General features: G+C 48.4%; 12 protein-coding genes. 5 read left to right on the top strand and 7 right to left on the bottom strand.

The window, feature by feature from the left end:
* Nucleotides 1-29: 29 nt before the first annotated feature.
* Together AC3AQ9_RS11020 and AC3AQ9_RS11025 are read right to left on the bottom strand one after the other, a co-directional pair.
* Complete coding sequence (locus AC3AQ9_RS11020) at nt 30-485, bottom strand: YndM family protein (RefSeq protein ID WP_488307516.1); 456 nt, start codon at nt 483-485, stop codon at nt 30-32.
* Between the two features lie 198 nt (nt 486-683).
* Nucleotides 684-980 (bottom strand): antibiotic biosynthesis monooxygenase family protein, encoded by a 297-nt coding sequence (locus tag AC3AQ9_RS11025; protein ID WP_488307517.1) that lies wholly within the window; start codon nt 978-980, stop codon nt 684-686.
* 402 nt (nt 981-1,382) lie between these two features.
* Between AC3AQ9_RS11025 and helD the strand changes: the two genes are divergently transcribed.
* Nucleotides 1,383-3,719: an RNA polymerase recycling motor HelD gene (helD, locus tag AC3AQ9_RS11030; protein WP_488307518.1), complete on the top strand. Its 2,337-nt coding sequence runs from the start codon at nt 1,383-1,385 to the stop codon at nt 3,717-3,719.
* 119 nt (nt 3,720-3,838) lie between these two features.
* Here helD and AC3AQ9_RS11035 read toward each other — a convergent pair whose 3' ends face one another.
* From AC3AQ9_RS11035 to AC3AQ9_RS11055, 5 genes are all read right to left on the bottom strand, one after another.
* Nucleotides 3,839-4,051, bottom strand: coding sequence for a helix-turn-helix domain-containing protein (locus AC3AQ9_RS11035; RefSeq protein ID WP_300990585.1), 213 nt, complete (start codon nt 4,049-4,051; stop codon nt 3,839-3,841).
* Between the two features lie 10 nt (nt 4,052-4,061).
* Nucleotides 4,062-4,541 (bottom strand): DUF2975 domain-containing protein, encoded by a 480-nt coding sequence (locus AC3AQ9_RS11040; protein ID WP_488307519.1) that lies wholly within the window; start codon nt 4,539-4,541, stop codon nt 4,062-4,064.
* A 218-nt stretch (nt 4,542-4,759) separates the two neighbouring features.
* A complete protein-coding gene (locus tag AC3AQ9_RS11045) occupies nt 4,760-5,809 on the bottom strand; it encodes a LacI family DNA-binding transcriptional regulator (RefSeq protein WP_488307520.1) in 1,050 nt (349 codons plus the stop codon).
* Nucleotides 5,810-5,837: 28 nt separating this feature from the next.
* On the bottom strand, nt 5,838-6,686 hold the full coding sequence (locus tag AC3AQ9_RS11050; protein WP_488307521.1) for an HpcH/HpaI aldolase/citrate lyase family protein: 849 nt from the start codon (nt 6,684-6,686) through the stop codon (nt 5,838-5,840).
* Nucleotides 6,687-6,702: 16 nt separating this feature from the next.
* Nucleotides 6,703-7,905, bottom strand: a complete 1,203-nt coding sequence (locus AC3AQ9_RS11055; protein WP_488307522.1) for a CaiB/BaiF CoA transferase family protein — start codon at nt 7,903-7,905, stop codon at nt 6,703-6,705.
* A 755-nt stretch (nt 7,906-8,660) separates the two neighbouring features.
* Here AC3AQ9_RS11055 and AC3AQ9_RS11060 point away from each other — a divergent pair.
* The 4 genes from AC3AQ9_RS11060 (at nt 8,661) to AC3AQ9_RS11075 (ending at nt 12,606) form a co-directional block, all read left to right on the top strand.
* Entirely contained in the window at nt 8,661-9,728 is a 1,068-nt protein-coding gene (locus AC3AQ9_RS11060; protein ID WP_488307523.1) for a Fe(3+) ABC transporter substrate-binding protein, read from the top strand.
* Nucleotides 9,729-9,801: 73 nt separating this feature from the next.
* Nucleotides 9,802-11,433: an ABC transporter permease gene (locus AC3AQ9_RS11065; RefSeq protein WP_488307524.1), complete on the top strand. Its 1,632-nt coding sequence runs from the start codon at nt 9,802-9,804 to the stop codon at nt 11,431-11,433.
* A gap of 1 nt (nt 11,434) precedes the next feature.
* Nucleotides 11,435-12,178: an ABC transporter ATP-binding protein gene (locus AC3AQ9_RS11070; RefSeq protein WP_488307525.1), complete on the top strand. Its 744-nt coding sequence runs from the start codon at nt 11,435-11,437 to the stop codon at nt 12,176-12,178.
* Between the two features lie 209 nt (nt 12,179-12,387).
* A complete protein-coding gene (locus tag AC3AQ9_RS11075) occupies nt 12,388-12,606 on the top strand; it encodes a hypothetical protein (protein ID WP_488307526.1) in 219 nt (72 codons plus the stop codon).
* Nucleotides 12,607-12,617: the final 11 nt, after the last annotated feature.

Here is a 12,617-nt window from a genome sequence, read left to right on the forward strand (position 1 = left end):
TCGAAGCCTTTTCTCCATTTTATTATTGCTTAATGTGACGAAGTTGTAGCATGTGCGTCTTTTTCCGGGAAAACATTGCGGTCCAGGTATTTATGGAAGAACCATTCTCCACCGCCGATGACAATGGCAGAAATGAGAGCAGCTTGCACAATGTCTTGACTGTTGTTGATCAACGCATCTCCCACCAGCCAAATCACAAGGAATGAAAGGACGATGTCTGCAATTGTCGCCATCGTATTTCTCTTTTTATGGTCGGTTTCATGTCCATGGTTATTGGCATGTGCGCTGCCTGCATGGTCATGTACCGTTTGGTTCTTGGATCTCCGGAAAACCATCAGATCTCCCAATGCGTAAGCGATTACGGTCAGCACCAGGCTGATTAATAAGGTGTTCCCGAACTCGACATCGTAAATTCCAGTCAAAATAATGGAAAGCACGACAGCAATCATCAGAAACTTTACAATAAGTGCTTTTAAATGATTCATTGCTTTTCCTCCTTTTGATGTGTAGGTTTAGTAAAGATATACCCAGCACTCAAAGGATTAATCATATTTCCATTAATAAATGTATAATTAATCCAAATGTCACATTGTTTTTACAGCTTTGTAAAAGCAAAGGCGTGACATTCGGCTTTCTACTCAACCTGTTCAGCCGCATAAAGACTGATATGCTGTGCTTATGTATCAGGCAAGCTCAACTTTTTCGAAATGCTCCACAATTGGAAAAGGATCGTAAAAATGATGTAATAACCGTTTCCATTCCAGGTATTCAGCTGATTGCCTGAATCCTACGGTATGGTCTTCTAAGTTTTCCCATTCCACCAGCAGCAAATACTTTCCTTCCACTTCCATACACCGCTGCAATTCGTGGGACAAGTAACCTTCCATCGAGGAAATAATTCCGGATGCCTGCCGAAAAGCATCTTCGTACTCTTTCTCCAAGCCCGGTTTCACGTAAAGCGCTGCAGCCTCTAATATCATACGACCCCTCCTGTGTATCTTTGTATCCTTATAGTCATATGATTCCATAGCGGCTTCGGCAGTGCAACACGGAAATGCACAAAATTTTCAATGCAGGCATGCGTCCGTTGAATTAAGGCATAAAAGTTCCTGCAAAAAACCAGAAACCATTTCCTGGCTATAGTCCAGCGTAAAATTGGAATCAAAAAAACACCCTCTTATTGAGCGGTGTATAGTCTTGGCATTTAGCTAGAAGAATCTGCGAACTCAAAAACCCGGTTCAAAATGCATTGAAGCAACCGAGAATATATGGTATATTTATGTAGATGTACGCTTAAAAATTATAGTGTATAGACTACCTCTATTTTATATCATATCCTATAATTTTTGGTTTGTCAAATCCATTTTCAAGGAGTGGTTGCTATGGTGTCAGAGTTTCAGCGGGAGCAAAAACGACTGGACAATGTCCTTGAGACAATAGCGGAGCAGATTAGCAGGTTAGAGAAAGAAACGTCTCAGCGCCGAAGCGAATTGGTGAATATCCGCCGGCATTTCTGGGATGAAATCAAAGTGAATGTTGACAGCTTCGACGATTATCTTGAGACCATCATCGGCTTGAGGCAAGAAGCTCAAATCCTGTCGACAAACCAAAGCACCGAAAGGCTGGCCTCCCAGAAACTGGCCAAGCTCCGGCGTATGCGTGAGATTCCCTACTTCGGCCGCATTGATTTTCTTGAAGAAGGAGAAGCGGCTGCGGAACAGATTTACATTGGCATTTCCACGCTGATGGATGCAAGCGGGGAAAACTTTCTGATCTACGACTGGAGAGCCCCTGTCTCAAGCATCTACTATGAATATCAGACAGGACCAGCCAGTTATACAACCCCTGGCGGTGAAGTGAAAGGGACATTGGAGAAAAAGGTCCAATACCTGATCCGCGGCGGCGTTCTCCAATCGATGTTTGACACAAGCCTTACCATTGGAGACGAGATTCTGCAGCAGGTGCTGGGCAAAGGCACTGACAAGCATATGCACAGTATCGTAGCTACCATCCAGCAGGAACAAAACCGCATCATCCGGCATGACCGCGGGAAGCTGCTCATTGTCCAAGGCGCAGCAGGCAGCGGCAAGACTTCGGCCGCCTTGCAGCGGATCGCTTATTTACTGTATAAATACCGGAGCCATTTGAATCCGGATCAGATCATCTTGTTCTCGCCGAATTCAATGTTCAATAGTTACGTATCCAACGTACTGCCCGAACTCGGTGAAGAGAATATGCAGCAAGTTACGTTCCAGGAATATCTGACTCATCGCCTCAGCGAGGAGTTTCAACTTGAAAATCCCTACACGCAATTGGAATATGTCTTCACGGCAGCACATACCCCGGACTACCAAGCCAGGGTTGCCGGCATTCGTTTTAAAGCCTCCCATCTTTTTTTCGAAGCGCTCGAATCCTACAGGAAATCGCTGGAAGGATCCGGCATGCTGTTCAAGGACCTCCTCTTCAGAGGGAAGCCGATTGTGACTGCCCAGCAAATAGCAGACCATTTTTACAGCAGCGGCACTTCCCTCCGATTCCATAATCGGCTTGAAAAATTAAAGGAGTGGCTGTTGAAGAAAATACAGGACAAGCAAAAGGCGGAACTTAATAAGTCCTGGGTACAGAACAGAATCGAGCTGCTCAGCAATGATGATCTCCATAAAGCCCATGCCTATTTAGCAAAAAAACACGGACTGACAGGAGAAGCGATGGCCGATTACGAAGTCGAGCCGGAAGCTCTTGCCCAAATGATTGTCCAGCAGAAATTGAAACCGCTGCGCAAGCAAATCCGGACGTTTGGCTTTATTGACATTAAAGGGCTGTACCGGCAGCTTTTTGCTGATCCCGAGCAGATCAGCAGATGGACAGAAGGCGAAATACCCGCAGAATGGCCGGAAATTTGCCAAGCAACACTGGAGATGTTCGATGAAGGCAGATTGTCTTACGAAGATGCGACGCCGTTCTTGCTGATGAAGGAACTGATTCAAGGTTTTCATGCCAACAGCTCCATCAAGCATGTGGTCGTTGACGAAGCACAGGATTATTCGCCGTTTCAATTCGAGTTTCTGAAGCGTTTATTTCCTTCGGCAAGAATGACGGTGCTCGGCGACTTTAATCAGGCGGTCTTCGCCCATGCAAGCGAAACAGATGATTTTCACACATTGATGAACTTATACGGACCGGAGGAAACGGAAGTGATCAACATGGCACGCAGCTACCGCTCCACCAAGCCGATCATTGAATTTACACGCCGGCTCATACCGGGCGGTGACCGGATCATTCCTTTTGAGCGTGCCGGCGAGCGGCCTGTGCTGACACAAGTCGCCGACCACGCCGAACTGCACCGCTCCATCACCGCCAAAGTTGCAGCTCTGCGGAACCTCCGTTACAACAGCATTGCCATCATCTGCAAATCGGCCGAGGAAAGCAAACGCGCCTATGAAGCCTTGTCCGATATCGCGGATATCAAGCTTCTGAAAAGCGGTACGGCTGAATACGAACAAGGGATCGTGGTCATTCCGTCGTATTTGGCAAAAGGCATCGAATTTGATGCTGTCATTATTTATGACGCCTCCCGAAAGGTGTACGGCGATGACAGCCTCCGCAGGGTGTTCTATACCGCTTGCACCCGAGCGATGCATGAGCTGCAGCTATACAGTGTCGGTGAACCGACCCCGCTGCTGCGAAATGTCCTGCAGGAAAGCCTGGTTCTGGACTGACAGGATAATGACAATCAGAAAGACCGTAAAGCGGCAGCCGCTTTACGGTCTTTCTGTTGTTTTCAGATAAATAGATCCCTGCTGCCTTCGGTTTTATTCAAAGTGAATTTATCTGCTGTTCAGGATTCTTCGCTTCTGTATTCCAGGATATCTCCAGGCTGGCAGTCCAGCGCTTTGCAGATTGCTTCCAGCGTAGATAAACGGACCGCTTTCGCCTTGCCATTTTTCAGGATGGACAGGTTTGCCATCGTGATGCCCACCCGTTCCGAAAGTTCGGTGACGCTCATTTTCCGTTTTGCCAGCATTACGTCAATGTTGATTATAATCGCCATATTATTCACCTCAGACCGTTAAATCGTTTTCAGATTTTATATCGATGGCATTCTGCAGCAGTTTTTGCAGGACTGCCGCGAAGACGGCAATCACAAAGGAACCGAATGTGATGATCATCCCGATTCCGCCTAGTCCCGGTGCATCATCCACCTGCGCCATGTGCAGAATGATCGGCAGGCACAGGATATACAGGACGGTGATGGTGATGGCGCAGTATTTGATGTTCTTCAGCGCCTTGACCGATAATTCCGAGAAAGCGATGTTTTTATCAATATAGCCCAGCAGCTTCAGCGCCTGATAAAGGGCCACAAAATAGGCAATCGCGGTAAGATACATGGCGATCAAAAAGAAATATTGCAAAAAAGCCCATTGCGGAATGACCTCTGCTACAAATGAAGACAGCGGAGGCACTACGAATATGCATATAGCCAAAACCGGAATTGCCATAAGAATAATAACTGCCTTTAAAAAGAGTGTTTCACGTTTCATCTAAAGCACCTCGCTTATTTATTTTCATTTTGATTCTATCATGTTATTTATCGTTTATCAATAAACAATTATTGATTTTTGTTAAATTATTATTCTTATTTTGAAATCTCTTTCATTTTAGCAAGCAAAAAAGCATTCCCGGTTCCGCAGGAATGCTCTTGGCATTAAGCTTTCGATTTAAACTGGCGCCTTCCGTATTTGAGTTGCCGGCCAGCCTTTTACTGTGCTTCTCCGCAGGAACGGCGGACGACCAAAGAAGGCTCCAGTTGGATAATTTCCGGTTGCCGCTCTTCATCCTGCCGCTTTGCATGGATGGCAAGAAAAAGCTGCTCAGCCGCCTTTCGCCCCATTTCATACGCCGGCTGCTTGATGGTGGTCAATGGCGGATTCAAATGTTTCGACCATTCCGTTTCGTCGTAGCCGAGCAAGCCGGCATCTTCCGGCACCTTGATCCTCAATTCACCGAGAACGTCCAAAATCATCAGCGTCAGCATATTATTGGTGGAAAAGATGGCATCCGGCCTGCCTTCCCCTTCAAACAATTGCTTCATCTGCTGCAGGCAGTCGTTATTGTTTTCAACCACCCGGATGAGATGCTCTTCTATTGGAAGGCCATGGGCGCCCAATGCTTTTTTATAGCCTTCCAGCCTTTCCAGCCGAGGGCTGATGCCGGCTGCCGGATACAGGAAGATGGCGATTCTCTTCCTGTCCAAGCCGATCAAGTGATCCACTGCCAGCATGCCGCCTTTGATATTATCGGCCACGACGCTATCCGCCGGAGCTCCAGCCACTTTCCGGTTCAGAAAAATGAGCGGGAAGCGTTCTTCGGCTAAGGCATGAAACAACGGATTTTCCTGAGAGGCAGGGTTGACGATGATGCCGTCCAGTTGCCTCATCCGGAACTCCTTCACGTTACGGCTTTCTTTTTCGACATCATCCCGCGAATTCAGAATCAGCAGGCTGGACCCGGCTTCCTGGCAGGCGTCTTCAATGCCTTCCAGTACCATCAGCCAAAAAGGATTTTGCAGGTCGGATAAAATCAAGCCGATTGCATTGCTCTTCATCTGCTTCAAGCCTTTTGCCAGGGCATTCGGCCGGTAGTCGAGCACAGCAATGGTATCCAGCACTTTTTGCTTGGTCTCTTCGGCTATATACGGGTTCTCGTTCATCACGCGGGAAACGGTGGATATCGATACTCCGGCTTTTTTTGCCACGTCTTCAATGGTCAGTCTGCGCTTCGGTGCAGCTTTGTGTTTCTTTCCAGTCATTACACAGTCCCCCATCTCGGATGTGCCGTCAGCCGCCGATGACGAGCTGGTAACGCTCGGCCGCGCTGTAGATTTGCCGAGCTTTTTCAATAACCGGACGGTCGACCATTTTGCCGTCGAACATGAAAACACCTTGGCCTTTTGCTTCGTTTTCAGCATACAGCAGCACCTTCACCGCCCAATCGATTTCTTCACGGGACGGACTGTAAACCTCATGAACCGTATCCAGCTGTTTCGGGTGAATCACCATCTGGCCGTTGAAGCCGAGTGCCCGGGCCGACAAAGCCCGTTTCTGCAGGCTTTCCTCGTTGTGGACATCCGGGAACACCGTATCGAAGATTCCGCTGATGCCTGCCGCCTTGGCATAAGTGACAATCCGGGACCGTGCATAAAGCGCCTCGAGGCCCGCTTCCGTCAAGGTCAGATCCAAGTCCACCGCATAGTCGATGGCGCCAAAAGCTACTCCGGTGATGTTCGGATTGCTGAAGATATCCTCCAGGCGGGTTATCCCGACTGCTGTCTCGATCAGCACAATGAGTTCCCCTTCACTCCCCATCCCTTCCCAGGTTTCCGCGGCCTGTTCACTGCTTTCCGCTTTCGGCAGCATGATGCCGGTGACGTTTTCATGAAGCGCCAGCTTGACATCTTCTTCGTACCATTCGCTGCCATACTGGTTGACCCTCAGGAAAATGGGTTTGGCGGGCTTGTCTTCCAGTCCATCCAGCGCTTCTTTGATGGCGGCACGGGCTCCTTCTTTGTCACTGGGATGGACAGCATCTTCCAAATCCCAGAGCAGCGCATCCGCCTCGCTGCTGACCGATTTCAATAAACGCTCTTTTTTCGTTCCCGGTGTAAACATCAGACTTCGATAAATCATTTTTTTGCCTCCCCGTTTAAATGATTCCTTCTTGTTTCAGCTGTTCGATGTCATCTTTGCTCAGCCCGAGTTCTCCGTACAGGCTTTCATTGAAAGAACCCAATTCCGGCCCGGTATGGCGGATTTCTCCCGGTGTGCGGGACAGTTTCGGCGCCACATTAAGCATCTTCACGGTACCGAAATGTCCATCCGGCACTTCCGCGATATTTTCCCGATGATTGAAATGCGGGTCTTTGACAATGTCCTCGACTGTATAGACCGGCGCAATCGTCGCTTCAAACCGGATAAAGCGCTCTAGGATTTCATCCTGCGTATACTGCTTCATCCAGTCGGCGATAATCGCTTCCAGTTCATCGACGTTCTCAAGGCGCTTTTGGTTAGTGGCGAATTTGGGATTTGCGATCAAGTCCTCCCGGCCGATGGCTTTGAAAATCCGCTCCACGATCGGCTGCGATGTTCCGGAAATGGCCAGCCACTTGCGGTCTTTCGTCTCGTACAGATTCCGCGGCACTGTCCAGCCGGTGCGGTTCCCTTTCCTGCCCGGGACGACGCCGAGCTGATCGTATTCCATCACTTGGTTTCCGAGCATTCCCATCAAAGCTTCGTAAATCGGCAAATCGATATACTGCCCCTCCTTGTCCTCCGAATGGTCCCGCTCGTAAATCGCCACCATCGTCGCATAGGCTCCCATAAGCGCCGTCGCGTAATCGGCGAGCGCGAAACTTGGCAGCACCGGTCCCCGGTCCGGGAACCCGTTGACTTGCGCAAAGCCCGACATCGCTTCAGCAAGCGTGCCGAAGCCCGGCCGCTCTTTGTAAGGCCCTTCTTCCCCGAAGCCAGATACCTTCACGACAATCAAACCTGGATTGTTTTTGGACAGTGATTCATAGGTGATGTTCCATTTCTCCAGCGTTTTCGGACGGAAATTCGTGATCACCACATCCGCCGTTTCCGCAAGCTGATGGAACAGCTCCTGCCCTTTCGGCGTGCTGAAATTGAGGGTGATCGGTTTCTTGTTGCGGGACACCAGCTTCCATTCAAGCGATTCCCCGTCCTTATGCCGGCCGGCGTTGCGCAGCGGATCTCCCGAAGGATGCTCCACTTTGATCACTTCCGCTCCGAAATCACCCAGGTATGTAGCAAGCATCGGCCCTGCCAGCACTGTTGAGGCGTCAATGACCCGAAGCCCTTCGAGCGGCAGTTTCTTCTTTTGTTCCATCGCTGTCAGCTCCTTTCAATGATATCGCTTCTGAAAACGTTTTCAGATGTTTCATCCATCTTATAATTAATTCTGAATAATGTAAATACATAGACTATTTAGCGGAATATTGCAGATTCTTTTACACACAACAACCGAAATTCCCCGCATCAAAGGTTGGCAAAAGCGCCTTCGATGCGGAGCGATGATTTCACCATCCGTCCAACTCCATACTTTCCCTAGCTATGTAAGGTTGCGGGTACCAATGATCGTTCCATGACATCCGATTGTGACATGTTACCCATCTTAAACAACGTTGCGTCATACTTGATGTTTCGTTATAGAGCAGACAAAAAGGCCTTCACATCGAAGGCCTTTTCTTTTATCTGTTCATTCAACTGATTATCATTGGCATGCAGCAGCCATATCGTGTAGCAGCTCGCGTATCCGGCACTGCCACGTTTCTGTAACTACTGCATGAATCCAATATACCCTATTTCGCATCAATAAACACAGAAAATTCTTGAAATAAAAGGTTTTTTATTGAACTCGGCATTCTTTTTAAGAATTTTATTACCTTGACGTTTTTTCTTTAATAACTTCTTTTCACGAACAAGTCTATTTTCCTATAACCTATCGTTATTGTTTCCTAAATATAAAAAATTTTTAATAAACTTAACGAAATTGGATTGACTTTCTCACTTGCCTCCCTATAATTGAGATTGAGAATTGTTTTCAATTAGATTCTCAACTACATACCAAAAGGAGAGACATCGATGAACAAACTTTTTTATCTCGTTTTAGCTTTTGTACTTCTTGTCCTATCGGCTTGCGGAAGCAGCAACGCATCCCAGCCCGCTACTAGTGAGGCACCTGAGGAAACACCGGAAAGCACAGAAGTCAATTTATATACAGCGCGCCATTATGATGTGGACGATGAATTATACAAGAAGTTCGAAGAACAAACCGGCGTGAAAGTGAACGTCATCAAAGGGGAAGCGGATGAATTGCTTGAACGCATCAAACGCGAAGGGGATGGAACCGAAGCGGATCTGTTCTTGACGGCAGATGCCGGACGCCTGTTCCGAGCGAAAGAAGAAGGATTGCTGCAGGCTGTTTCAAGTGACTTGCTGGACAAGCAAATTCCCGAAAACTTCCGTGACACGGATCAAATGTGGTATGGCTTGACCAAACGTGCACGCGTCATTGTTTACAATAAAGAAACGGTAAAACCTGAGGAATTATCGACTTACGAAGCACTGACTGAAGACCAGTGGAAAGGCCACGTCTTAATCCGCAGTTCAGAAAACGTCTATAACCAGTCTTTGCTGGCTTCCTTCATCGAAATCAACGGTGAAGAACAAGCGAAAGAATGGGCAGCAGGGCTAGTGAACAATTTCGCCCGCGACCCTGAAGGCGGAGACCGCGACCAGGCCAAAGCCATCATGGCCGGAGTCGGCGATGTCGCGATCATGAATACTTATTACTTCGGGCAATTGCTGAATTCTGAAGACCCGGCTGAAGTGGAAGTGGCAAAAGGCCTCGGCGTTTTCTTCCCTAACCAGGAAACGACTGGAACCCATGTGAACGTAAGCGGTGCCGGCGTTGTCAAAACATCGAAGAATAAAGAGAATGCCATCAAGCTGCTCGAATTCCTGTCCGCTCCTGAAGCGCAAGGAACATTTGCGGAAGCGAACTACGAATACCCTGTAAACGAAGAAGTCGAACCGACTGAATTATTGAAATCGTGGGGAGACTTTAAAGAACAGGACATTCCGTTGTCTGTCCTTGGCGAAAACAATGCCAAGTCGATTTTGATCTTTAACGAAGTAGGCTGGAAATAATCTATCAGAGCAACCCTTGCTGTGCACTTTTGCAGCAAGGGATTTCTTGCTATAGGAAGGAGCTGCCTGAAACATGCAAAGAAGATTGGCAAATATCAATCCATGGACGATTGCCGCCATCGTCATCATCGCCGCTTTGTTTTTGCCGAACTTAACGATTGTGGCAGGCCTGTTCTCCCCTTCAAATGAAAACTGGGAACATATGAAAGAGTTTGTGCTGTGGTCGTTTGTCAGGACTTCGCTGATCTTGATTGCAGCTACTGCCGTTTTAACTATTTTTATCGGCTTAAGCCTGGCTTGGCTGATTGCCCAGTACCAGTTCCCTTTCAGGCGTTTTTTGAAATGGGCATTGATTCTCCCGCTTTCCATCCCCCCTTTTATCGGGGCCTATACGTACCATGGAATCGTCAATTACACCGGCGTAATCCAAGTCACGCTTCGCGAGCGTTTCGGCATGGAACTGAATCCGGCTCATTTCGATATCATGAACTTGCCGGGTGCCATATTTATCTACACGATGTTCCTGTACCCTTATGTCTACACGATTACCCGGGTATTCCTGTCCCGGCAATCCGCTTCATTGATCGAGAGCACACGGCTGCTCGGGAAAGGGCCTTGGCGCACGTTCTTCCAGGTCGTTGTGCCAATATCCCGGATTTCCATTATTGCCGGCGCCAGCTTAGTCGTCCTTGAAGTGCTGAATGACTATGGCGTTGTAAAATATTACGGCATCCAGACATTCACTACGGCGATTTTCCAGACCTGGTTCGGCTTAGGCGATATCGAATCTTCCATCAAGCTGGCTGCTTCTTTGATGGGCTTTGTCATTCTGATCCTGCTGATTGAAAAAATTCTGCGGGGCAGGCGCCAATACAGTTATTCTTCAACAAAAGTCCGCCCATTGCCCCTTATCCAGCTGACCGGCTGGAAAGCTTTTGCGGCGGCAGCTTATGGTTTTGCCATTCTTTCCCTTGGATTTTTCATTCCTGTCGCCCAGTTGATGGACTGGACGATTTTAACTTTCGGAACCATTCCGATGGATGAATTTATGTCTTATATCAAAAATTCCATCTCCGTGGCGGCAATCAGCGCTTCCGCCATTATTGTTTTTGCCTTGATTGTCGGCAATTTCACCCGCCTTGTCCGCGGCAGGATGGCCAAGCTGCTGCCAAAGCTGACGGTTCTCGGCTATTCGATCCCCGGTGCAGTTATTGCGGTTGCAGTTGTCACCGCCTTTATCGCCTTGGATGAGTTCCTGGCACCGCTTTATGCAATGGCGGGCCTCGACACAACACTGGTCCTCAGTGTCAGCATCGTGCTGCTCCTGACGGCTTATATCATCCGTTTTTTTGCCATCGGCTACAGCTCCATCGAGACAGGCTACGATAAAATCGGAACTGATTTCCGGGATGCTTCCCGGCTGCTGGGTGTCGGGCTGACGAAAACTTTCTTCAAGGTGGATCTTCCGATGATGAAAGGCGCGATCATCAGCGGCTTTATCCTGGTCTTTATCGACGTGTTGAAAGAAATTCCGTTGACCTTGATTTTGCGCCCTTTTAATTTTGATACACTTTCCACCAAAGCTTTCCAATATGCCAGTGATGAAAAGATCATGGAGGCTTCGCAAGCTTCTTTATTGATCGTCGGCATCAGTGCCCTGGCCATTGTGATCTTTTATAAGTTTCTGGAAAAGGAGTTGGATTAATATGTTTGTATCGATCGAAAACCTTTGTTTTTCCTATTCAAATACAAAAACAGCGGCACTCGATAAATTTTCTCTCCATATTGAAAAAGGTGAAGTGATCTCGATCCTCGGCCGGAGCGGAAGCGGCAAAAGCACCATCCTGCGCCTGCTTGCCGGACTGGAAAAGCCGACCGCCGGAAAAGTGGCAATCAAGGGCCAGATCCTGGTGGACGACCAAACTTTCCTGCAGCCTGAAAAGCGCGGCATCGGCATGGTTTTTCAGGATTACGCCTTATTCCCTCATTTGACTGTTGCGGAAAATATCCTTTTCGGATTGTTCCGCCTGAAGAGGACCGAAAAAAAGAAACGCCTTCAGGAAGTTTTGGAACTGGTAGAATTGGAGGGTTATGAAAAACGCTATCCGCATCAATTGAGCGGCGGGCAGCAGCAGCGAGTAGCAATTGCCAGAGCCCTTGCGCCCAACCCCCACTTGCTGCTGCTGGACGAGCCTTTCAGCAATCTGGATGCGGAGCTGCAGGAAAAAATCCGCAAAGATCTGCGGGACCTGTTGAAAAAAGCAGACATCACTTCCGTCTTTGTGACGCATGATGAAAAAGACGCCCATATCCTAGCCGACCGCATTGTCAAAATTCGGGACGGCTGCATCGACTTTATCGGCCGCCCCTGCGACATGCTTGATACGTACCGCCAAGAAGCGAAAGCAGCGGCAAAAATTACGGAAAAACCGGAATTGCTGCGCATCTAAAAAAGCAAAAACACCGTTCCATTGGGAACGGTGGAGCTTATAGACAAATGAATCTACTTTCAATCAAGTGAGTAACTAACAAAAACAAGGTTCTCCTCTCGGTTCCCGCGCTTCAATTAGACGCTTTCCGCGGGCTGGCGTGAAGTGAACACCATGTGCCGCTTCTCCTCACTTATCTGAAAAGCGACATCCTGGATGGAAGGGATTCCGTGAATTCAAGCGACACCCCCAACCGGTCCGGCCACGAGACTCCTGTGGGACCAGCGCGAACCGAAGACCCTGGAGCGAACGCAGTGAGTGAAGCGGCTGAGGCCGTGCCCACGGAAAGCGAAGTGGCCGGACCGGTTGGGGTTTATACCGTCTTATTCATTTCAAGCAACTTTGTCTACAGTCTGACACCGTTCCATTGGGAACGGTGTTTTTGCTGATTATTCATCCA

This window comes from Planococcus sp. VCh962 (assembly GCF_057748275.1).

Excerpts from the sequence above, each read along its gene's own strand:
- AC3AQ9_RS11020 (WP_488307516.1), bottom strand. The coding sequence starts at position 485 with ATGAATCATTTAAAAGCACTTATTGTAAAGTTTCTGATGATTGCTGTC.
- AC3AQ9_RS11025 (WP_488307517.1), bottom strand. The coding sequence starts at position 980 with ATGATATTAGAGGCTGCAGCGCTTTACGTGAAACCGGGCTTGGAGAAA.
- helD (WP_488307518.1), top strand. The coding sequence starts at position 1,383 with ATGGTGTCAGAGTTTCAGCGGGAGCAAAAACGACTGGACAATGTCCTT.
- AC3AQ9_RS11035 (WP_300990585.1), bottom strand. The coding sequence starts at position 4,051 with ATGGCGATTATAATCAACATTGACGTAATGCTGGCAAAACGGAAAATG.
- AC3AQ9_RS11040 (WP_488307519.1), bottom strand. The coding sequence starts at position 4,541 with ATGAAACGTGAAACACTCTTTTTAAAGGCAGTTATTATTCTTATGGCA.
- AC3AQ9_RS11045 (WP_488307520.1), bottom strand. The coding sequence starts at position 5,809 with ATGACTGGAAAGAAACACAAAGCTGCACCGAAGCGCAGACTGACCATT.
- AC3AQ9_RS11050 (WP_488307521.1), bottom strand. The coding sequence starts at position 6,686 with ATGATTTATCGAAGTCTGATGTTTACACCGGGAACGAAAAAAGAGCGT.
- AC3AQ9_RS11055 (WP_488307522.1), bottom strand. The coding sequence starts at position 7,905 with ATGGAACAAAAGAAGAAACTGCCGCTCGAAGGGCTTCGGGTCATTGAC.
- AC3AQ9_RS11060 (WP_488307523.1), top strand. The coding sequence starts at position 8,661 with ATGAACAAACTTTTTTATCTCGTTTTAGCTTTTGTACTTCTTGTCCTA.
- AC3AQ9_RS11065 (WP_488307524.1), top strand. The coding sequence starts at position 9,802 with ATGCAAAGAAGATTGGCAAATATCAATCCATGGACGATTGCCGCCATC.
- AC3AQ9_RS11070 (WP_488307525.1), top strand. The coding sequence starts at position 11,435 with ATGTTTGTATCGATCGAAAACCTTTGTTTTTCCTATTCAAATACAAAA.